This window comes from Amycolatopsis sp. cg13, assembly GCF_041346965.1.
Classification (GTDB): domain Bacteria; phylum Actinomycetota; class Actinomycetes; order Mycobacteriales; family Pseudonocardiaceae; genus Amycolatopsis.
The window spans coordinates 3,550,950-3,571,725 of sequence record NZ_CP166848.1 but is presented as its reverse complement, the minus strand read 5'-3'; the positions used below and the strand labels follow the sequence as shown (position 1 = coordinate 3,571,725).

The 20,776-nt window shown below is 70.8% G+C and carries 20 protein-coding genes; 11 read left to right on the top strand and 9 right to left on the bottom strand.

The annotated features are described in order from the left end of the window. Nucleotides 1-16: 16 nt before the first annotated feature. Nucleotides 17-1,105: a ferredoxin reductase gene (locus AB5I40_RS16225; protein WP_370939322.1), complete on the bottom strand. Its 1,089-nt coding sequence runs from the start codon at nucleotides 1,103-1,105 to the stop codon at nucleotides 17-19. Between the two features lie 92 nt (nucleotides 1,106-1,197). Here AB5I40_RS16225 and AB5I40_RS16220 point away from each other — a divergent pair, with 92 nt between their 5' ends. From AB5I40_RS16220 to AB5I40_RS16210, 3 genes are read left to right on the top strand one after another with little or no spacing between them, the layout of a single operon-like run. After that, nucleotides 1,198-1,875 (top strand): TetR family transcriptional regulator, encoded by a 678-nt coding sequence (locus AB5I40_RS16220; RefSeq protein WP_370939321.1) that lies wholly within the window; start codon nucleotides 1,198-1,200, stop codon nucleotides 1,873-1,875. 4 nt (nucleotides 1,876-1,879) lie between these two features. Next, nucleotides 1,880-2,281 (top strand): VOC family protein, encoded by a 402-nt coding sequence (locus tag AB5I40_RS16215; RefSeq protein WP_370939320.1) that lies wholly within the window; start codon nucleotides 1,880-1,882, stop codon nucleotides 2,279-2,281. A 45-nt stretch (nucleotides 2,282-2,326) separates the two neighbouring features. After that, on the top strand, nucleotides 2,327-3,055 hold the full coding sequence (locus AB5I40_RS16210) for a biotin/lipoate A/B protein ligase family protein (RefSeq protein WP_370939319.1): 729 nt from the start codon (nucleotides 2,327-2,329) through the stop codon (nucleotides 3,053-3,055). Between the two features lie 99 nt (nucleotides 3,056-3,154). Here AB5I40_RS16210 and AB5I40_RS16205 read toward each other — a convergent pair whose 3' ends face one another. Then, nucleotides 3,155-3,880 carry a histone-like nucleoid-structuring protein Lsr2 gene (locus AB5I40_RS16205; RefSeq protein ID WP_370939318.1) on the bottom strand — a complete coding sequence of 242 codons (726 nt, stop codon included), beginning with the start codon at nucleotides 3,878-3,880 and terminating at the stop codon, nucleotides 3,155-3,157. 146 nt (nucleotides 3,881-4,026) lie between these two features. Between AB5I40_RS16205 and AB5I40_RS16200 the strand changes: the two genes are divergently transcribed. Next, nucleotides 4,027-5,421: an NAD(P)/FAD-dependent oxidoreductase gene (locus AB5I40_RS16200; RefSeq protein ID WP_370939317.1), complete on the top strand. Its 1,395-nt coding sequence runs from the start codon at nucleotides 4,027-4,029 to the stop codon at nucleotides 5,419-5,421. A 55-nt stretch (nucleotides 5,422-5,476) separates the two neighbouring features. Beyond that, nucleotides 5,477-6,046 (top strand): TetR/AcrR family transcriptional regulator, encoded by a 570-nt coding sequence (locus tag AB5I40_RS16195; protein ID WP_370939316.1) that lies wholly within the window; start codon nucleotides 5,477-5,479, stop codon nucleotides 6,044-6,046. Nucleotides 6,047-6,166: 120 nt separating this feature from the next. Here AB5I40_RS16195 and AB5I40_RS16190 read toward each other — a convergent pair whose 3' ends face one another. Beyond that, nucleotides 6,167-8,719 carry a hypothetical protein gene (locus AB5I40_RS16190; protein WP_370939315.1) on the bottom strand — a complete coding sequence of 851 codons (2,553 nt, stop codon included), beginning with the start codon at nucleotides 8,717-8,719 and terminating at the stop codon, nucleotides 6,167-6,169. Between the two features lie 267 nt (nucleotides 8,720-8,986). Between AB5I40_RS16190 and AB5I40_RS16185 the strand changes: the two genes are divergently transcribed. Next, on the top strand, nucleotides 8,987-9,490 hold the full coding sequence (locus AB5I40_RS16185) for a DUF3145 domain-containing protein (protein WP_093576929.1): 504 nt from the start codon (nucleotides 8,987-8,989) through the stop codon (nucleotides 9,488-9,490). A gap of 23 nt (nucleotides 9,491-9,513) precedes the next feature. After that, nucleotides 9,514-10,113: a hypothetical protein gene (locus tag AB5I40_RS16180; protein WP_370939314.1), complete on the top strand. Its 600-nt coding sequence runs from the start codon at nucleotides 9,514-9,516 to the stop codon at nucleotides 10,111-10,113. Between the two features lie 56 nt (nucleotides 10,114-10,169). Here AB5I40_RS16180 and AB5I40_RS16175 read toward each other — a convergent pair whose 3' ends face one another. From AB5I40_RS16175 to AB5I40_RS16155, 5 genes are all read right to left on the bottom strand, one after another. Further along, entirely contained in the window at nucleotides 10,170-11,420 is a 1,251-nt protein-coding gene (locus tag AB5I40_RS16175; protein ID WP_354750838.1) for a beta-ketoacyl-[acyl-carrier-protein] synthase family protein, read from the bottom strand. Nucleotides 11,421-11,472: 52 nt separating this feature from the next. Next, the gene (locus tag AB5I40_RS16170) at nucleotides 11,473-11,718 is read right to left on the bottom strand and encodes an acyl carrier protein (protein WP_009074690.1); all 246 of its coding nucleotides are present in this window, start codon (nucleotides 11,716-11,718) and stop codon (nucleotides 11,473-11,475) included. 70 nt (nucleotides 11,719-11,788) lie between these two features. Further along, nucleotides 11,789-12,772 (bottom strand): beta-ketoacyl-ACP synthase III, encoded by a 984-nt coding sequence (locus tag AB5I40_RS16165; RefSeq protein WP_370939312.1) that lies wholly within the window; start codon nucleotides 12,770-12,772, stop codon nucleotides 11,789-11,791. Beyond that, a complete protein-coding gene (locus AB5I40_RS16160; RefSeq protein WP_370939311.1) occupies nucleotides 12,769-13,680 on the bottom strand; it encodes an ACP S-malonyltransferase in 912 nt (303 codons plus the stop codon). The genes AB5I40_RS16165 and AB5I40_RS16160 overlap by 4 nt, the downstream gene beginning before the upstream one ends. Before the next feature lie 636 nt (nucleotides 13,681-14,316). After that, nucleotides 14,317-15,528 (bottom strand): PucR family transcriptional regulator, encoded by a 1,212-nt coding sequence (locus AB5I40_RS16155; RefSeq protein WP_370939310.1) that lies wholly within the window; start codon nucleotides 15,526-15,528, stop codon nucleotides 14,317-14,319. Between the two features lie 153 nt (nucleotides 15,529-15,681). Between AB5I40_RS16155 and AB5I40_RS16150 the strand changes: the two genes are divergently transcribed. The 4 genes from AB5I40_RS16150 to AB5I40_RS16135 all read left to right on the top strand — a co-directional run bounded on the left by AB5I40_RS16150 (nucleotide 15,682) and on the right by AB5I40_RS16135 (nucleotide 20,408). Then, complete coding sequence (locus tag AB5I40_RS16150) at nucleotides 15,682-16,599, top strand: ATP-binding cassette domain-containing protein (RefSeq protein WP_354750835.1); 918 nt, start codon at nucleotides 15,682-15,684, stop codon at nucleotides 16,597-16,599. Beyond that, nucleotides 16,596-17,810 carry an ABC transporter permease gene (locus AB5I40_RS16145; protein ID WP_370939309.1) on the top strand — a complete coding sequence of 405 codons (1,215 nt, stop codon included), beginning with the start codon at nucleotides 16,596-16,598 and terminating at the stop codon, nucleotides 17,808-17,810. The genes AB5I40_RS16150 and AB5I40_RS16145 overlap by 4 nt, the downstream gene beginning before the upstream one ends. A 747-nt stretch (nucleotides 17,811-18,557) precedes the next feature. Beyond that, complete coding sequence (locus AB5I40_RS16140; protein WP_370939308.1) at nucleotides 18,558-19,421, top strand: hypothetical protein; 864 nt, start codon at nucleotides 18,558-18,560, stop codon at nucleotides 19,419-19,421. 348 nt (nucleotides 19,422-19,769) lie between these two features. After that, the gene (locus AB5I40_RS16135; protein WP_370939307.1) at nucleotides 19,770-20,408 is read left to right on the top strand and encodes a nicotinamide riboside transporter PnuC; all 639 of its coding nucleotides are present in this window, start codon (nucleotides 19,770-19,772) and stop codon (nucleotides 20,406-20,408) included. Between the two features lie 2 nt (nucleotides 20,409-20,410). Here AB5I40_RS16135 and AB5I40_RS16130 read toward each other — a convergent pair whose 3' ends face one another. After that, entirely contained in the window at nucleotides 20,411-20,656 is a 246-nt protein-coding gene (locus AB5I40_RS16130; RefSeq protein WP_370939306.1) for a hypothetical protein, read from the bottom strand. Between the last annotated feature and the right edge of the window lie 120 nt (nucleotides 20,657-20,776).

Here is a 20,776-nt window from a genome sequence, read left to right as displayed (position 1 = left end):
ATGCTTCCTCCGGTGGTCAGGCGTCGATTTCGACGTCCCCGACAGGGACGCTGACGCAGAGCTGGATTTCTTCGTTCTCCTCGCCGGAGACCTCGCCGGTGCGGGCGTTGCGGACGCGTCCGGCGGTTTTGAGCTGTGTGCAGGAGAAGCAGATGCCCATCCGGCACCCGTGTTCCGGCGTCAGGCCCGCGTCCTCGGCCTGTTCGAGCAGCGGCTTGCCGGAGTTGTCGCACTCCCGGCCGCTGCGGGCGAAGCGCACCCGGCCCTCGGCGGCCGCGGTATCGAAGGCCAACGGTGCTGCCGCGAACTCTTCGGTGTGCAGTTGTGCACTCAACCCCTCGTTCTCGAAGAGTTCACGTGCAGCGGCCATCAGCGGAGCGGGACCGCAGAGGAACGTTTCGGCCTCGCGGAACCACGGCGCGGCCTTCTCCAGGTGTGCGACGGAGAACAGGCCGTGCAGGTCGCCGCCGCGGCGGGCGTGGGTGTGGGCGTTGACCACGCGGAACCCCGGGTGCCGGGCGGCGAGTTCGGCCAACTCGGCGCGGTAAAGGGCGTCTGCGGGGGTGTTCGAGTAGTGCAGGAACACGATCTCGCCGGGGTGGCCCTCGGCGACGAGCGTGCGGGCCATGGCGAGCACCGGCGTGATCCCGCTGCCGCCGCTCATCAGCACGATCCGGTCCGGGCGCGGCGACGGCAGGGTGAATTCGCCATCCGCCGGCGAAAGTCCCACCACCGCGCCGACGGCGGTGTCCTGCAGATGCCGCGACACCAGCCCGTTCGGGTCGGCTTTCACGGTGAACTCCAGGTCATCGCTGCCCTGCGCGCCGCACGGCGAGTAGCAGCGGGTCCGGCGGACGCCGTCGATCTCCACCTGCATCCGCACGTACTGCCCGGCGCGGAAGCCCTGCCACGCCCGGCTCGGCCGCACCGTGAAGGTGACGGTGTCCGGCGTCTGATGCCGCACGGCGGTGACGCGGCCGCGGATCTCGCGCCGCACCAGCATCGGGTCGACCAGTTCGAGGTACCGGTCCGCGCCGTGCGGGGTGAGCAGCGCCTCGGCGAGCGAGACGAGTCCGCGCACGCGGCGCGGGAGCAGTGCGGTCATCACCCCTCCAGAAGTTGAGTGCACAGTCGTACACTGAATAGTGTGGGGGCACGGCCCCGGGGCCTGTCAACGCGGAAGCGAGGTGATGTGACGTGGGCCATGCGGCGATCGCCAGTACGCTGCTCGACGTGTCCGCAGCCGAGGAGCCGGCCGGCCCGGTGAGCCGGCAGGAGCGCAAACAGCGCACCCGTCAGGCGCTGCTCGACGCGGCGCTCGACCTGCTCGCCGACCGGAGTTTCGCCAGCCTTTCGCTGCGCGAGGTCGCGAAAGGCGCGGGCATCGTGCCGACGGCGTTCTACCGGCATTTCTCGTCGATGGAGGAGCTGGGCGTCGCGCTGGTCGAGGAGACCACGCGCACGCTGCGCGGCATGCTCCGCGGCGCGCGCACCGAGCAGCGCGGTTACGGCGGCATGATCCGGGCTTCAGTGCAGACGCTGCACCGGCACGTCCGCGAGCACGAGGACCACTTCCGGTTCGTCACGCGCGAGCGCTACGCCGGTCCCGGCGCGGTGTCCAGGGCGATCGCGGTCGAGATGCGGATGTTCTCCAGCGATCTGGCGCTGGACCTGGCGCGCTTCGACCCGCTGCGCACCTGGCCCACGGAGGACCTCCACCTGCTGGCCGACCTCATCGTCACCGCGATGCTCGGCACGGTCGCCGAACTGCTGGACATCCGTCCCGGCGACACCGCCGCCGACGAGCGCACTTTGGTCGCGGCGGAAAAACGGCTCCGGATGATCCTGCTCGGCGTGCCGCACTGGCAGCCTTAGCGGCATGGCCTTCCTGCACCTGACCGCGATCATCGTCGACGACTACGACGAGGCGATCGACTTCTTCACCCGCGCGCTGGGCTTCGACCTTGCCGAGGATTCGCCGTCGCTCACCAACGACGGCCGCCCCAAACGATGGGTCGTCGTCCGCCCGCCCGGCGGCGAGACCGGCATCCTCCTGGCTCAGGCGGACGGCGAGCGGCAGTCCCGCGCGGTCGGCGACCAGCACGCCGGACGCGTCGGGTTTTTCCTGCGCGCGGACGACTTCCAGGCCAGCTATCAGCGGATGCGCGACGCTGGGGTCGAGTTCCTCGGCGAACCGCGGACCGAGCCGTACGGCCAGGTCGTCGTGTTCCGCGACATCGCGGGCAACCGCTGGGACCTGCTCGGCCCGGCCGCGTCCTGAGCCTGCTCTACGATCCCGAAGTCCAGCTGATCGTGGAGGAACGCTATGCCGAGCGGGTCGGAAGTCCGAGCCGAATTCACCGACCCAGCCGAAAACCTGGCGTTCGACGAGGCGCTGCTGCGCGAGGGGCCGACAGCGCCGGTGGTGTGGCTGTGGCGGAACCCGGTGTGCGTCGTGGTCGGCCGCGGTCAGCGGATCGCCCGCGAGGTCCGCGTCGACGAATGCGCTCGCGACGGCGTCCCGGTGCTGCGGCGAGCCAGCGGCGGCGGGACGGTGTTCCACGACCCGGGCAATCTCAACGTGACGCTCGTGCTTCCCGGCCCCGCGCCTCGTCCGCTGGAAATGCTCGGCCTGGTGATGTCCGCCGCAGTGGAGAAACTCGGTCTCCCGGCGAGAATCGGCGACCGCGGCATCTTCGTCGGCGACGCGAAACTGTGCGGCTTCGCGGTCTTCCGGACCAAAGACGTGCTGCTGGCGCATTCGACGCTGCTGGTCGACACGGATGCCGCCCGCGTCGGCGCGTACCTCACCGGCCCGCCGCCGGACCCGAAGCCGCTGGATTCGCACCGGAGCAAGGTCGCGTCCCTGGTCGACCACGGCGTGCGGCTGCCGCTGACGGAAGTGGAAGACACTGTCCGCGCGGCCGCGGCGGGACTGCTCGGCCCGCTCCCGCCGCGCGAACCGACGGCAGGGGAGTTGGCGCGGCAGCGGTCATTGTTGTGGAGCCGCTACGAATTCCCGGACTGGCACGCCGAAGGACGCCAGCGTTCGTAACTTCCTTGCCGGACAGCCACATTCGTGCAGCCTGGCCGAAAGTCCGTGAGGGGAACCCTGAGGGAATCAGATTCCCTCAGGGTTCCCCTCACGGACGGATCAGTTGTCGGAAGCGGAGAACAGCACCGGCGGCACCTCGCTGGCCGTACGGCGACGCGGCTTGGCGGCTGCCTTGGCCGGTGCCGGAGCGGCCTTCGCGGACGTCTTAGCCGTCGCGGACTTGGCCGGGGCGGTGGTTTTCGCCGGGGCCGTCTGTGCGGGTGCCGTCTTCGCGGGTGCGGACGTCTTGACCGTCGCGGTCTTCGCCGTCTTGCTGGCCGGAGCCTTGACCGCGGCCGCCTGGGTCGTCTTGGCGGCAGGCGTCTTGGTCGCCGCGGTCTTCGTCGGCTTGGCCGGAGCCTTGACCGCGGCAGTCTTGGTCGCGGCGGCCTTCGTCGGCTTGGCAGGGGCCTTGGCCGGAGCCTTGCGCGCGGTCCGGCTTACCGTCCCGGTCGCGCCACCCGTTCGGGCAGACTTCGCGGCACTGGCGGCAGCAGTCTTCTTGCCAGCAACGGCTTTCCCGGCCTTGCCCGCCGCGGCGGTCTTCTCCGCCACCGGCTTCGCGCCAGCCTTCGCAGCTCCCGCGATCAGCCGCGGCCGAAGCTTCCGTCCGCCAGTCCGGCGGCCGGCCTTCGCGTACTTCTCCAGCAATCGCCGCAGCGCGGTCGCGTTGCGGGTGCCGAGGTCGATGTCGTATTCGATGCCGTCCAGCGCGAACGCGACGGTTTCCGCCGCGCGTCCGCCGGTCAGGTCGTCCAGAGTCCGGACAGCGGTGTTCCTCGCCATGGGAGCCTCCCGTGCTCGATCGTGGTCGTGCGTGCAACCGGCACGGCGACGACCCGGGTTTCCGCGGTGCCGCCGGTTTCTTGCAGCTCTGGTACGAGAATACCGGCAGGCTTGCGCGAACCTGCGCGGTGGTGTGCGCTGTGCGCATGGCAGCAGAGACTTTCGACGTCGTGGTCATCGGTGCGGGTCCGGTCGGGGAAGTGGCCGCGGAACGGGCCGCGATGGGCGGGCTGAAGGTGGCGCTCCTCGAACACGAACGGTTCGGCGGGGAGTGTTCGTACTGGGCGTGCATCCCGAGCAAGGCGTTGCTGCGCCCGGGAAACCTGCTCGCCGCGGCCAAGCGGATGCCCGGCGTGCCGATCGGCGACGCGCTGGATCCGGAGAAGGTGCTCGCGCGCCGCGACTGGTTCACCGGCAAGGGAGACGACTCCGGCCAGGTCGAATGGGCGCGCGGCGCGGGCATCGAACCCGTGCGCGGCTACGGCCGGATCACCGGTGAGCGCGAAGTCACGCTCGACGACGGCCGCGTTTTCTCCGCCCGGCACGCGGTGATCGTGTGCACCGGCAGCGTCCCGCGCACGCCGCGGATTCCGGGCCTGGACACCATTACGCCGTGGGGTTCGCGGGAAGCGACGTCGGCGACCGAGGCACCCGGACGGCTCGGCGTGCTCGGCGGCGGCGTGGTCGGCGTCGAGATGGCGCAGGCGTGGGCACGGCTCGGTTCGCAGGTCGACCTCGTGATCACCGGCGACCGCCCGTTGCCGCGGCTGCCGGAGTTCGCCGGCGACCTGGTCCTGGACGGTTTGCGCGAGGCAGGCGTCCGCGTGCACACCAACTCGGGGCTGACTGAAGTGTCCGTTGTGGACGGTGGCACGCAGCTGAAACTGGCCGGCGGCGACGAGATCGTGGTCGACGAACTGCTGGTCGCGACCGGTCGTGCGCCCGCGACCAGCACCATTGGTCTGGACGTGCTCGGCCTGCCCACCGACGGTCCGCTCCAGGTCGACGAAAGCGGCCGGGTGTCCGCAGTGGAGGGTGGCTGGCTGTATGGAGCAGGCGACGTCACCGGCCGCGCTTTGCTGACCCACCAGGGAAAATACGCCGCTCGCGTCGTCGGCGACTCGGTCGCGGCCCGTGCTCGCGGCGAGGAGATCTCGACCGAACCGTGGAGCCGCTACAGCGCGACTGCCGACCATCACGCGGTTCCGCAGGTGGTGTTCACCGACCCGGAAGTGACGTCAGTCGGCCTCACTGAGGCGCGCGACGGATCCGCGGACCGGGTCGTGGACATCGACATCGCGGTCGCCGGTTCGTCGCTGCACGCCGATGGGTACAAGGGCAAAGCGCGCATGGTCGTGGACACCGAACGCGGCGTCGTGCTGGGTGTCACGTTCGTCGGCCAGGACGTGGCGGAACTGCTGCACTCGGCGACGATCGCCGTCGTCGGCGAGGTGCCGCTGGACCGGCTGTGGCACGCGGTCCCCGCGTTCCCGACGATCAGCGAGGTGTGGCTGCGGCTGCTGGAGGCTTACGGGCTCTGAGCTGGGCGGTGTCGTACCGCTTAAGTGGTTGTGCCGCTTCGGGTAGCGTCGGGGGATGACCAGTGCCCCCGTTCCCGGCCGTCGTGAACGCAAGAAGGCGGCGACCCGCCAGGCGCTGGCCGACGCTGCCCTGCGGATGTTCCTGGAGCGCGGCTACGACCAGGTGACCGTGCGCGAGATCGCCGACGCCGCCGACGTGTCCACCACCACGCTGATGAAGCACTTCCCGACCAAGGAAGCGCTCGTCTTCGACCGAGAACCGGAGATCGACGAGGCGTTGGTCTCGGCAGTGCGGGATCGTCCGGAGGGCACGTCGGTGCTGGAGGCGCTCCGCGCGCACATCCACGTCCGGGCGACCTCCGGCATCCGTGCGGAAGCCGAACCGTTGCTGCGACTGGTGCGCGAGACGCCCGCGCTCGCCGATTACTGGCACAAGATGTGGATGGGCCACGAACACACGCTGAGCCGGGTGATCGCGGCGGAAACCGGTGCACCGGAGGGCGATCCGCGGTGTGCGGTGCTCGCCCATTTCGCCTTGGAGACGGCCGCGCTGGCTGATCGGTCAGACGATCCGCGGCGGATGGTGGATGTGGCGTTCGACCTGTTGGAGCGCGGGTGGCAGTGAGGGTTGGTCCGCCGCCCCGCTAGATCTGGCGGGTGCTGGGCGGCACAAGCGGGAATGATGCTTGGTCGACGACGGCAGTCCCTATCCGAGCGTGGCGGGCTGGCTGACGGTGCTGGTTGCTCAGGACGGCAGCTGCAAGTCGAGCGCGCCCTTCGCGGCGCGGGCGAGTCCGGGATCGTCCGCAGTGGACGGTCCCGGTTGCCAGACCGCCTGCACGATCCGCACGCCGTTGCCGTCGATCTTGCTGGCGTAGGCGGCGCCGTCGAACTGCGGCGGGCCTGCCGGCCACTTGCCGGTCTCCGTGGCGACGTCCAGGATTCCGCCGCCGCCCGGGTTGTCGGCGATCTGCTTGAGGCGGTTGGCCTGTCCGGCATCGGGGAACTCGACCACCGCGACGGTGACCGCGGCCGGCCGCCCGTCCACGAGCGCCGTGTAGCTCGCGCGGCGGACCGCGGAGCAGCTGGTCTGCTGAAGGCTCGCCTGGACGTCCCCGAAAGCGTGCGAGGCGCACTTCTGGTCGGCGCTGTTCGCGCGGGGCTCGAAGGTGAGAGTCGGTGCCGGCGGGGCGCTTGACTTGACGCTGCTCGGCACCGGACTCGGTACGCTGCTGGGCGGCGCACTGCTGGCAGGCGGCGCGGCGGCAGTGTCGTCGCCGCCGCTGGTCGCGACGACGATCGCCGACACCACCAGGACGACCAGCAAAACGATCGCCGCGATCGGCACCCACTTGACGGTCCGGGATCCCGGTTTCCCCGGCCCGGGCGGGGTGTTCGGCCCGGTGCCCGCACCCGGTGCCGTGGGAACCCCTGCTCCCGCCCCAGCGGCTGCTCCGGTTCCCGCCGCGGCGCCGACTCCGGCCGGGGCAGAAGTCCCGGCTCCCGCGCCGGTGGCTGTTCCTGCTCCGGCGGCTGGAGCCGGTCGCGCAGGTTGCGGCGCACCTCGCGGAGGACTGCCCGGCCCGGGAACCTTCTCCGGCGCGACCGGGGGAACGGCCCCGCGCGGACGTCCAGCGCCCTGCGGCTTCGCCGGAGACGGCATCTTCTCGGTCGGAGCCTCAGGAGGGTCAGTCGATTCGGTGGGTGCCTCGGAAAGCGACGCCAGCTCGATCGACGGAATCTCCGGCCGGGGCGGCCGCACCGCGATGATCTTCGGCCGCGGCACCGGGGGAGCGGCGGGTTTCGGTGCGGCGGAAGGATTGCCGGGGGAAGCGGCACCCTTCGACGGCACGGAGCCAGCCGATCCCGGAGCGGCACCGGGGAAGACGGGAAGCCCTTGGGGATTGCCCGCACCGGCCGGGCCTTGCGGTCCCGGACTTGCCGTGGGAACCGCGGCGGTTTTTCCGGCCGCGGCATTGGCCCCAGCGACGTTGGCACCGGCCACGCCGAGACCGGTGGCGTTCGACCCGGCCGCACCGGATTCGGCGGTTCCGGGCGGGGCCGCGCCGGGAGCGACTGTGCCGTCCGGCCCGACAGCGTCGGCTCGGGCCGCGCCGACGTCAGCGGCGGCCGGTTCGCCAGCGCGGGTTTGGTCTGCGGTGGAGCTGTCAGCAGAACTGCCAGTGGAATCCGCGACCGGTTGAACGGCGCCGGTTTCGGCTGCGCCGGAACCGGCCGTGCCGGAGCTGGCGGCGGAACCGGCCGCCGGTTTGACACTGCGGGTTTGGGTCTCAGCGGAGCTGGCAGCAGAGCTGCCGGTGGAATCCGCGGCCGGTTGAACGGCGCGGGTTTGCGCGGCGTCGGAGCTGACAGCGCTGGCACGCGCCGAACCAGCAGCATTGCCCGAACCCGGTGCGCCGGAACCGGCGGCGGCAGATCCAGCGGTATCGGGCTTGGCGGCGGTTCCGGCGGCGCCCGACATCGCCGCTCCTGCCGCGACAGCGCCGAGCCCCGCAACCGCGGCTCCGCCGGAGGTCCCGTTCGCGCTGCCCGCCCCCGCACCTGCGGGAGGTGAAGCGACGGAATGCGTCGCGGCACCGCCAGGCGAGGCCACGTTCGCTGCCCCAGCGCCGACAGCCCCCGCACCAGCCGGACCACCGATCCCGGGCGACCGGGGCCCAGGAGGAACCGGAACGTCGTCCGCGAACCGGACGAACCCCTCCCCGCGCAAAACCTCGTCCGAAAGCTCCGGCGCGTCCGGCGCCAGCGCGGAGATCAACGCCCGCGCCTGGTCCACCGAGCGCGGATGCCGCGCCGTCGCGAGGGAGACGGTCGCGGCCAGCATGGTCGTCGGCGTCGGGTGCAGGACCCGGACCGGGCCCGCGAGGTCTCCTGGCGGCTGGTCGACCGTCTCGACGTACGGGCCGACCGCCACGATCGTGCCTACCGGGCCGCCGCCGAGTTCCGCGATGCGGCGTTCGCATTCCTGGGACAGGTCGAGCGCTTCGGTGGCGGGGTTGACGTCGTCGCCGTGGACGAGGGGCCAGCCGTCCGCCTTCCACGGTCCGCTCAGCGGGGCCTCGAGGCGCAGCGCCGGGTCGGGCAGGTCCACGCCGATCACCACGAGCACGCCCGCGGGAAGCACCACGACCGCCTCGACCGGACGGTCTCCGGTCGGGCGGGCTCCGACGAGCGCGACGCCGCCGATCACCGTGCTCCCCCGGCCGAGGGAGGCCAGTGCGGCCCGCACGTCTTCCGCGACGCGCGAGGGCTGCTGCCCGAGACGGACCAGTCGCACCGAAACTCTCCTCTAAATCCGCAGCGTTTCCGGTGCACCACGCTAGCGTGCCGGACCGCCGGAACCGTGCTCCGCGCCCTCGCGTCGGCGTGGCTCACCACAATGGGTCGTCCGCTGCGACTTGTGGTGTTCATGTGGCCAAACGGCACGGTTGGGGTGCAGAATGTGCTACACAGGTCGGGAACTGCCGTGGAGGCTACGCAACCTGCGCAGGGTTCGAGAGGTCGTAGGGGAAGACGTCCCTCGTCGAACAAGCGGAGGTCAGCAGTGAGCACCCGTGGCAGCACCCGAGGCGTGGTGTACGTCCACTCGTCGCCGTCTGCGGTATGTCCGCACGTCGAGTGGGCTATTTCGGGCACCCTTGGTGCCCGGGTCGAGCTGAAGTGGACGGCCCAGCCGGCCAGTCCGGGACAGCTCCGGGCCGAATGCAGCTGGAGCGCGCCCGCGGGAACCGCGGGCAAACTCGCCGGCGCCCTCAAGGCGTGGCCGATGGTGCGCTTCGAAATCACCGAGGAGCCCAGCGCGGGCGTCGACGGCGAGCGGTTCTGCTTCGCGCCCGGTCTCGGGCTCTGGCACGGCCGCACCAGCGCCAACGGCGACATCGTCGTGGGCGAGGACCAGCTGCGCGCGCTCGTCAGCATGACCCGCGGCGGCGAAACCCTCGCGCACAAACTGGACGAACTCCTCGCCGCGGCCTGGGACGAGGCGCTCGAGCCGTACCGGCACGCGGGCGACGGCGCCCCGGTCACCTGGCTGCACCAGGTCGGGTGAACGAAAGCGGTACCCTCACCCGGGTGAGCGTTCCTTCGGCCCCGCCGTCCCGTCAGCGGTGGTTGATCCCCGTGCTCGTGGTGGTGCTGTCCATCACCGTCGCCGGGGGTCTGCTCGCCCGCGAGCTGTACCGCCGCCCCGAGTCCCCGCACCCGGCCGACGGCGAGGCCATGGCGCCGCCCGTCTCGACCAGCGGCGGTCCGTCCGACAAGTCCGGCTCGGTCCAGGTCGGGGTCGCCCCGGACGCGGAGAACCACCCGCAGGACGACGCCGTCCGCACCGTGCTGCAGGCCTACTTCAACGCGCTCAACAAGAAGGACTACGACGCCTGGACGGAAACCGTCAGCGACGCGCGCCGCAGCAAGACGCCGGAAGTGGACTGGCACCGCAACTTCCAGTCCACGAAGGACGTCAACATCATGCTGTACCGCATCGAACCGGGCGCGCAGGGCACGCTGCGGGCGCTGGTCGGGTTCACCAGCACCCAGTCGCTCAACGAGGCCCCGGGCGACTTCCCGCACGAGTGCATCAACTGGCGGCTGGTGCTGCCGATGAAGTTCGAGCACGGCTCGTACCGGATCGACACCGTCGACAGCACCGCCACCGAACACGACAAGTGCTGAAACGGTGAAGGGCCCCGCGGAGATTTCCGCGGGGCCCTTCGACCGTGAAGAGGAACTCAGTTCGCCGGTGTGAACAGCAGCGCGGTGTTGTGCCCGCCGAAACCGAACGAGTTGGACAGCGCCGCGGCGAGTTCGACCTTGCGGTTCTCCCCGGACACGACGTCCAATTGCACCTTCGGGTCCTGCTCGGTGAGGTTCAGCGTCGCGGGGACGATGCCCTCGTACAGCGCGAGAATCGTCGCGATGCCCTCGACCGCGCCTGCCCCGCCGACGAGGTGGCCGAGCGCGCCCTTCGGCGCGGTGACCACCGGGTGCTCGCCGACCGCCGACCGGATCGCCGCCGCCTCGCCGATGTCTCCGACCACAGTGGACGTCGCGTGCGCGTTCACGTGGCCGATGTCCGAAGGGGACAGTCCGGCCATCGCCATCGCCGCGCGCATCGCCGCGATCTGGCCGATGCCCTCCGGGTGGTTGCCGGTGATGTGGTAGGCGTCCGACGTCAGTCCGTAGCCGGCCAGCTTCGCGTAGATCCGCGCGCCGCGGGCCTTCGCGCGGTCGGCCCGCTCGAGCACGACGACGCCGGAGCCCTCGCCGAGCACGAAGCCGTCGCGGCTCACGTCGAACGGACGCGAGGCCGCGGCCGGGTCGTCGTTGCGCGTCGACACCGTGCGCGCCTGGGCGAACCCGGCGACGGTGATCGGGTGGATGCAGGCCTCGGAACCGCCCGCGACCACCACGTCGGCCCGTCCGGACCGGATCATCTCGTAGCCGTTCGCGATGCCCTCGGCCCCGGACGCGCACGCCGACGCGGGCGAATGCACCCCGGCGCGCGCCTTCAGGTCGATGCCCACGTGCGCGGCCGGGCCGTTCGGCATCAGCATCGGCACGGTCAGCGGCGACACCTTGCGAAGACCCTGCTGGTGCAACAGATCGTTCTGGGTCAGCAGGGTCACCGGCCCGCCGACCCCGGTGCCGATCGAAACGCCGAGGCGCTCCGGTTCGACATCGGTGTGCTCGTCGGTCTGCTCGGCGAACCCGGCGTCGGCCCAGGCCTGGCGGGCGGCGATGATCGCCACCTGCTCGCACCGGTCGAGCCGCCGGGCCTGCACGCGGGGCAGGATGTCGGTCGGCTCGACGGCGAGCTGCGCCGCGATCCGGACCGGCAGGTCCAGCTCCTCCGCCCAGTCCGCGGCGATCGTGCTGATCCCGCTGCGGCCGGCCAGCAGACCGTCCCAGGTGGACGCGACGTCCCCGCCCAGCGGCGTCGTCGCGCCCATGCCGGTGATCACGACGTCGATGTTGCTCATGGGAGTCTCCCCAAGGGTCGGCTCCGGACCGGGGCCCGGGTACGAAGAGGACTTACTTCGAGTTGGCGGACACGTAGTTCACCGCGTCGCCGACGGTCTTCAGGTTGGCCAGCTCGTCGTCCGGGATCTTGACGCCGAACTTGTCCTCGGCCTGCACGGCGATCTCGACCATCGACAGCGAGTCGATGTCCAGGTCGTCCACGAACGACTTCTCCTCGGTGACGTCGTCCTGAGCCACGCCGGCGACCTCTTCGACGATCTCGGCGAGGCCGGCGAGAATCTCAGTGTTGTCAGCCATCGGTGTTGTTCCCTTCTCGGTTCTTCTGCGGGTCCGCTCGCGGGCACGGCGCCCGCGGGGGAAGTATCGCTCAGGGCAGGACGAACGCCTGCGCGGCATAGGAAAGCCCGGCTCCGAAGCCGACCGCCAGCACCACGTCGCCGCTTTTCGCCGTTCCCGCCTTGCGCATGTGGTCCAGCGCCATCGGGATCGAAGCGGACGAGGTGTTGCCCGAGTACTTGATGTCGTCGGCCACCACGAGGTCCTCGCGCGCCCCCTTGGCGCGCAGCTTCTTCGCGATCGACTCGACGATCCGGAGGTTCGCCTGGTGCGGGGCCAGCACGTCCACATCGGACGGTTGCAGCCCGGCGGCCTCCAGCGCGCGCAAGGCGATCGGCGCGATCTGCGTGGTCGCCCAGCGGAAGACCGACTGGCCCTCCTGGTAGATCCACTGGTGGTCGCGCATGTAGATCAGGTCGACGAGGTCGCCCGCGCTGCCCCACACCACCGGGCCGATGCCCGGTTCCTCGGACCCGCCGACCACCGCGGCTCCCGCGCCGTCGGCGAAGATGATCGCGTTCGCGCGGTCGGTGGGGTCCACGGCGTCGGTGAGCTTCTCCGCGCCGATCACGAGGACCTTCTTCGCCGAACCCGCGCGCACGAGGTCGGACGCGACGCCGAGGCCGTAGCAGAATCCGGCGCACGCGGCGTTGAGGTCGAACGCGCCGGGGCTCTGCACGCCGATCCGCGAGGCGACCTGTGCGGCCGCGTTCGGGATCTGCGAGGGCATGGTGCAGTTGGGCACGATGACCGTGTCCACTTCGGACGGATCGAGGCCCGCGTCGGAGAGCGCGTCGGCCCCGGCGGCGACGGCGTAGTCGACCAGCACGTCGTCCTTCTCGCCGAACCGCCGCTCGATGATGCCGACGCGGTCGCGGATCCACTGGTCGTTGGTGTCCATGACCTGCGACAGATCGTCGTTCGTGACGATCCGGTCCGGCTGGTAGCTGCCGAAGCCGAGGATGCGGGCGGCAGGCGCGCCCTGGGCGAGGCGCAGGGTGGGGCGGGCGGTCACTGGGCGTCCTCCTCGCGCAGCGCCGCCAGTTCGGCGGGCGACTTCAGCGCGGTGGTAGTGGTGACGACGCCCTTGAGCTGCCGCTTGACCAGTCCGGTCAGGGTGCCTGCGGGCGCCAGTTCGACGGTGCGGTCCACGCCGAGCGAGACGAGCCCGTCCATGGTGAGGTCCCAGCGGACCGGGCGGGTCACCTGGGCTACGAGCCTGCGCAGGTACTCCGCGCCGCTCGTGACGACCTGACCGTCGGCATTGGACAGCAGCGGGCGCGTCGGGTCGGCCGGGGAGAGACCGACGGCGTGCTCGCGCAAGGCGTCTTCCGCGGGGGCCATGTAGGGCGTGTGGAAGGCGCCGGCGACCTTGAGGGCGCGGATCTTCGTGCCCTCCATCGGCTCGGCGATGATCTTCTCGATCGCGGCGGCGGACCCGGACGCGACGATCTGCCCGGCCCCGTTGCGGTTCGCGGCGGCGAGGCCCTGGCTTTCCAGCCACGCGGCGACTTCTTCGGGGTCGCCGAGCATCACCGCGGCCATCGACGTCGGTTCGAGCGCGCACGCCTTGGCCATCTCCGCGCCGCGGACGGCGGCGAGCGCGACCGCGTCGGCGGCGGTGAGCACGCCGGCGATCGCGGCCGCGGCCAGTTCGCCGACCGAGTGGCCGGCGACCGGCGCGTCGTCGGCGACGGGCAGGTGCTCGAAGGACAGCAGGGACAGCGCGACGATCAGCGGCTGCGCGACAGCGGTGTCCTGGATCTCCTCGGCTCCGGCCTCGGTGCCGAGCCGGATCAGGTCGAGCCCGCAGCGGGCGGACCACTCTTCGACGCGCGCGCGTGCGCCGTCGAGCTCGAGCCACGGGGCGAGCATGCCGGGGGCTTGGGAACCCTGGCCGGGGGAGAGGACTGCAACTGTCACGCTGTCTATGAGACCACGGGTTCCCTCGGGCTTCGGCTGCGGGCGGTCACCAAGTCCGCGCGGCGGAATTGGAGGAAACCTCCAAAGACCCGCCGGAGAACCCGGCCCTTAACCCATCCGCCTTGTGGGATTCAACCAGCGCTTGCCGTGAAGTCTGTCACCCGCCACGCCCCGGCGGAAGGGTGCGCGGCGCGTGGGCCGGAGGTTCGCGGCGCTTCCGCCGGGCGCGGGAGGGGCTCGGGCGCGGATGGCCCTGCAGTGGTGTGGGGTGGGTGGGATGCACCGAATGCGGTGTTGGGTGCGCGTGACGCACCGAATGCCACATTGGGTGCGTTGAGCGCACCGAACGCCGCATTGGGTGCGTTGAGCGCACCGAACGCCGCATTGGGTGCGCGTAACGCACCGAATGCCACATTGGGTGCGTCAGATGCGCCCAGAGCTTTCTCGTTAGCGCGCGGGGATCCTCGCCCCCCGCCCCGGTGCCCCTCGCCCTGGCGCGCGGGCTTGGCTCGCGGTACCTTCGCGGGAACGCGAGCCACGCAGCCCGGCTGGCCAGGCGGTGCTCCGCATCCCTGGCCAGCACCGCTACAACCACCTGCCGCACACCGCGCTAGCGAGAAAACCCCACCGGGGCGGTTACCAAAGCCCGCGCGCGCGAGCGAGCCTGCCGACGGTGAGCGCGACCCGCAGCACCAGCGCGTCGCGGGCGTCGGTCGGGTTGCGGCCGGTCAGCTCGGCCGCTTTGCGCAGCCGGTACCGGACCGTGTTCGGGTGCACGAACAGGGTTTGCGCGCAGCGTTCCAGGACCCCGCCAGTGTCCAGATAGGTCTCAACAGTGCGCTGCAGCGCCGCCCCGGCCTCCTCCAATGGACGGGCCACCGAATCGACCAGCAGCCGTTCCGCGCCGGGGTCGCCGGACAAAGCGCGTTCGGGGAGCAAATCGTCCGACCGCACCGGGCGGGGCGCACCGGGCCAGCCGACTACCGCGCGCAGTCCGGACAACGCCTCGGCCGCGCTGTGGTGCGCCTCGGCCAGCGTCGGGACGGTCGGGCCGGCTACGACGGGGCCGTCGGCGAACACCGTCGACATCCGGGCCAAGATCTCGCGTTCTTTCGGCCCGCCCTCGGTGGGGCCGCCGATCACGATCACCAGCCGCGAGCCCTGCACCGACAGCAGCACCGCGCGGCCGACGCGGGCGGCGCGGGCGCGGACGTCGAAAACCACCGTCGGCGGGTCTTCTGAGGGAGGATTTCCCACCATCACTGTCGCCGCCGCGGCGGGGTCCCAACCCAGCGCCGCGGCCCGCGACAGGACGGATTCTTCGGCGTCGCCGCGGACGATTCCGTCGACCACCAGAGCTTCGAGCCGCGCGTCCCACGCACCGCGCGCTTCCGCCGCGGCGGCATAGGAATTGGCTGCGGCGAACGCGATTTCCCTGCCGTAGCGCAGAATTCCCTCGATCAACGCCGCGCGTTCGGCTTCCGAAGCGGCGAATTCCGGGAGCTGTTCTTCGAATACCTCGATCGCGAGCCGCACCATCGCGACGGCCTGGCGCAGGCTGATCCAGCGCGATACCTCGGTCGGCGCGTCGCGGAACGCTTCGGTGGTGAGCTTCAGCGCTTCCTTCGAATCGCGCAGCCACGCGACGAAGCCGCTGGCCCCGGTCTGCGTGATCAGCAGCACGCTGGCGCGCTGGTCGGCGGGAAGTCGCGCGAACCAGACCAGCCGGCGTTCCATTTCCGCGACGCTCGCGCTCGCCAGCCGCCCGGAGGCGTGCTCCAGGCTGCGCAGGGTTTTGGCGGACAGCCCGTGGTGCTTGCGCGCGGGGCGTCCTGTGGTGTCGGCCATGTCGGATCCGATCCTACGTGCCGCGCGCGGCCTGCAACTTTAGGCGGATGCGGCGGCGACCTCGGGAGGTGGGCGGCCTCGTGCCGAAGTGCCTAGGATCCCGGGTGGGGTGGCAGGGGATCACCCCGGGAGAAAAGAACAGGGGGACGGGCCATGCCAGAGCCCGGACTGGAGATCGACGGGATCTCCAAACGCTACGGCGCCGTGGTGGCGCTCGAGAAGATGACGTTCGACGTGCGGCCGGGGGAGCTTTTCGGATTCGTCGGCAGCAACGGGGCGGGCAAAACGACCACGATGCGCATCGCGCTCGGCGTGCTGAGCGCCGACGCCGGCCAGGTGCGGTACGCGGGCGAGCCGATCACGCACGAAACGCGCCGCCAGATCGGCTACATGCCCGAGGAACGCGGGCTGTACCCGAAAATGAAGGTCGGCGAACAGCTCACGTATCTGGCCCGGCTGCACGGAATGCCCGCCGCCGCGGCGAAGGCGTCGAGCGAGCGGTGGACCGAACGCCTCGGCGTGGCCGCCCGTCGCGACGACGAGGTGCAGAAGCTCAGTCTCGGCAACCAGCAGCGCGTGCAGCTCGCCGCCGCGCTGGTGCACGAACCGCGGATTCTCGTGCTGGACGAACCGTTCTCCGGGCTCGACCCGGTGGCCGTCGACGTGATGAGCGACGTGCTGAAGGAGAAGGCGGCCGAGGGCGTTCCGGTCGTGTTTTCCAGTCACCAGCTGGATTTGGTGGAGCGGCTGTGCGACCGGATCGGGATTGTCCGGAGTGGACGGATGGAAGCGTCCGGCACGGTGGCGGAACTGCGCTCGGGCGGGACGACGCGGCTGCTCGTCGATGCCCCTGAAGCGCCCGAAAACTGGGCGGCCGGACTGTCCGGCGTGACCGTGATCGGCCGCCGGGGAGCGGTGACCGAGCTCGAATTGGCCGACGGCGCGGACGACCAGGCCGTGCTGCGCGCCGCGCTGGCGACCGGCCCGGTGCGGGAATTCGCCCGCAAACTGCCGTCGCTGACCGAGTTGTTCCGTTCCGTCGTGTCCGAGCACCAGGAGGCCGCGGCATGACCGGGTCCGATGTCCAGATGAGCCCGCTGTCCGCGGTCGGCCTCGTGGCCGGGCGGGAAATCAGCACGCGCGTCAATTCCAAGGCCTACCGCATCACCACGCTCGTGATGGTGCTGATCGTCGTCGGGCTGGCGCTGGTCTTCAAGCTCTTCAACGGCGGCGGGAGCGCCGACGCGACGGTCGGCTACGTGCCCGCCGCCTCGCAGCTGGCGCAGCCGCTGACCGCGACGGGGAAGTCGATCGGCCATACCGTCGCGACGCAACAAGTCCCTGACGAGAAGACCGGCCAGGCGAAGCTGCGGGACGGCTCGATCGACGCGCTGCTGGTGCAGGACGCGAAGCGGGTCCATGTCCAGGTGAAGAAGGACCTGGACGCGAAGCTGAAGAACACCTTCACCGTGCTCGAGGGCCAGCTGGCGCTCAACCAGCAGATCGAATCCCTCGGCGGCGACCCGGCGAAGGTGCGCCAGGCGGCCGCCGCGGCGACGATCGACGAACTGCCGCCGCTCGAGAAACCGTACGACTACAACGGGCAGCAATTGGTGCTCGGCATCATCGCGGGCATCTTGATCTACCTGTCGCTGATGCTCAACGGGCAGGGCGTCGCCCAGGGCGTCGTCGAGGAGAAGACGTCGCGGGTGGTCGAACTGCTGCTGTCGACGATCAAACCGTGGCAGCTGATGGCCGGGAAGGTGCTCGGCATCGGCACCGTCGGGCTGATCCAGATGCTGGCGATCGGCGTCGCGGGCGTGGCGGCCGGGCTCGGGTTCGGGGTGCTGACGATCTCGGTGAACGCGGCGGTCGGCACCGTGATCTGGCTGATCGTCTGGTACCTGCTCGGGTTCTTCATGTATTCGATCGTGTTCGCCGCCCTCGGCGCGCTGGTTTCGCGGCAGGAGGACGTGGCCGGCGCGACGATGCCCGCGCTGATGTTCGTCATCGCCGGATACGTGGTGGGGATTTCGATCCTGCCGTCGAACCCGGGGAGCCCGCTGGCCGAGGTGCTGTCGCTGATCCCGGTGTTCGCGCCGACGCTGATGCCGATGCGGCTGGCGATGGGCGGCGTGCCGGTGTGGGAGGCGGTGCTGTCGGTGGGCCTGGTGGTCGCGCTCATCCCGGCGCTGATCTGGCTGGCCGCGCGGATCTACCGCAACGCGGTGATGCGCACCGGCGCGAAGGTGAAGCTGCGGGACGCGCTGAGCGCTGCCTGACAGACGAGTTCTCTACGGCGGGCCGCGGCAGACGCCGCGGCCCGCCGTTTCCGTCGCGGAAGCCTCTACTCTCGGTGGACGCTCCGACCGGGTGAGGGACCTGGAAAGCGGAGCCGCTAACCCACGTGGGTTAGCGGCAACGGGTGAGATACGTGAACGCCGTCCGCGCGATTGCTCCGGCCGCATTGCCCTCGCGTCCGGTCGCCGCGCCCGGGGGTAATGCCCTTCGCGCCGCATCTGGCGCCTCGGCGGCACGCGCTATTGCCGCTTCGCCGTTATCCGAGGAGCCATCGGAAGATCCGCGCAATTCGCCGTCGGCGGCCGTCCGGCTGCGCGAATTCGCACCGCACAGACCGCGCTCGCCGGGATTCCCGTCCGGACATCTCCGCGACCGCGCCCAGGCCGGGGCGCAAATCCGTCGGCGTTCCGCCAATCGCCCGAAGATGAAGGCCAGATGAACGCGGGAGAAAACCCGAACCCCATTCGGCTGCGGAAGCGCCGCCGCGCGGCGATAAAGTGCGGGAAATGTTCGAGGCCGCCCGGCGCTTGCGGTTTTCGCTGCGCCGAGCGGCCTCGTCTCCCCGGTCCCCACCGGTAGGACAAGTATGGCGGCGATTGATCTTCCCGCGCCAGTCGTCTCACTCGATCGTGGTGCACAGCACTCGGGTGCAGTGGGTACCTGTCCTGCGACCCGGTGCGACAGGACGGTGCCGGAATCCACGTCGAACCGCGGCGAAGGGAGCCAGCGTGGGTGAACAACTCAAGGACGGACTCGGACAGGCCTGGAATCTAGTGGCCACGTTCGTCCCGAAACTCGTGGGTTTTCTGATCATCCTCTTGATCGGCTGGCTGATCGCGAAAGCCCTGTCCAAAGCCCTCGGGCTCGTTCTCGGAAAACTCGGTTTCACGCGGCTGGTCGAGAAGACCGGGCTGACCGGAATGGTGAAGGGCGCGAATCTCGACGCCACCACGGTGCTCGTGAAACTCGTCTACTACTTCATTCTGCTGATCGCGCTGCAGCTCGCGTTCGGGGTGTTCGGGCAGTCGAACCCGGTGAGCCAGCTGCTGAACGACATCATCGCGTTCCTGCCGAGGATCCTGGTCGCGGTGGTGCTGATCATCGTGGCCGCGGCGATCGCGAAGGTCGTGCGGGACGTCGTCTCCGGAGCGCTTTCGGGCCGTCCGGCCGGACGGCTGATCAGCACGGTCGCGTACTGGCTCGTGATGGCGTTCGGCATCATCGCGGCGCTGGGCCAGGTGAACATCGCGACGTCGGTGACCGGTCCGGTGCTCATCGCGGTGCTGGCGACCGCGGGCGGCGTGATCGTCGTCGGCTTCGGCGGCGGCCTGATCAAGCCCGCCCAGGAGCGGTGGGGCGGCTGGCTGGCCAACCTGCAGGGCCAGGTCGGCTCGGGCGACGGCTCGCGGGGTACTGGCCAGGTGAGCGGGCAGCACGCGCACGCCGGGCAGACCCGGACGCAGAACTACCCGCAGTCCCAGTCGGGCAGCCTTCCGCAGCCGGGCGAGCAGACCCGGCAGATGCCCGCGGACGGCGGCCGCCCGCCGGAGCCGCCGACCCCGCCCGCCGGTTTCGGGCGCGTGGACCGCTGAGCCGGTACCAGCAAGGAGGTTGACGCCGGTGGTTCCACGGACATGCACCGGCGTCCGGCCGTGCTGCTGACCGGATTCGAGTCCGGTCGGTCGCTTCGCTGACGGCCTTCGCCGATCCGCCGGATCGGTGACCAGGGGCCGCGTTGCTTCGGCAGCGCGGCCCCGCGGTCTGCCCCGCGCTCGCGGGGCTTGCTCGGGCGATGGAGGCCCGGTGCCGTCCCGGCGCCGGGCCTCCGCCGTGTCCGGCCCCGGCGTCCACTCAGCGGGACTGTCCGCAGTCTCACATCGGCACGGGAATGGAGGCTCCGTGTTGCATGTTGGGAGGCGTAGATCGGAAGGGGTGCGGACGTGGACTTCCTGTTGCACCACGGCGTGACTGTGTTCGGCCAGTGGATCTCGATCGCGGAGCTGGCCGGGCAGGTGTTCGCGCTCGCGGTCGTGTTCCTCGCGCAGCGGCGCACGCTGTGGACCTGGCCGGTGCAGGTCGGCGCGACCGTCCTGCTGTTCTCCGTTTACGCGTCCGCGCATCTCGGCGGACTCGCCGGACGGCAGGTCGCGATCCTGCTCATCTCGCTTTACGGCTGGTGGGCCTGGAACCGCCGGACCGACCCGGTGTACGGCGTCGTCGTGCGCAAGGGCCGCTGGACCGAGCGGGCCGTGATGCTCGCTGCGTTCGGGCTGGGCACGGTCGCGATGGCGCTGACTCTCCAGGCGCTCGACGCTTCGTGGGCGCCGTGGCCGGACGCCGCGATTTTCGTCGGGACGCTCGTCGCGTTCGCCGCGCAGGGCGTCGGGCTCGTGGAGTTCTGGGGCGTGTGGCTGGTGGTCGACGCGATCGGCGTGCCGCTGCAGATCCGCTCCGGCCTGTACTTCTCGGCCGCGATCTATATCGTTTTCGCCGCGCTGGTGATCCACGGCTGGGTCACCTGGAACCGCTCGGCGCGCACCGCTGTCGCCGACGGCAAGACCGTCGCCGCGGCGCGCTGACCTCAAGCGCCGAGCGCGAGCTGCCCGTCCGGAGTCAGCTCGGCCGCCGTCCACTGCCCGACTGCGCCGCCTAGCGCGGACGCCGGGCGGACCAGGCCTTCGCGGACCAGGTCGTGCGCGGTCGTCTGGTCACAGCAGGGCAGGCCGTCGACTCTCAGGTCCGGTTCGCAGCTGCGGGTGAGTTCGGCTCGGCCGGCGGCGATCGCGCGCAGCATCGCCAGCGCGCGGCGGTTCAGCGTGACGGACATGGTCTTCTCCCTCGGATGATCCGAAGGCAGGAGACGTGATGTCGGTCACTGGATACCGGATTACGCCTACTGCACCAATCCCGGCACTGAATGTCCGGGAAGGCCCCTCGACGGAATCAA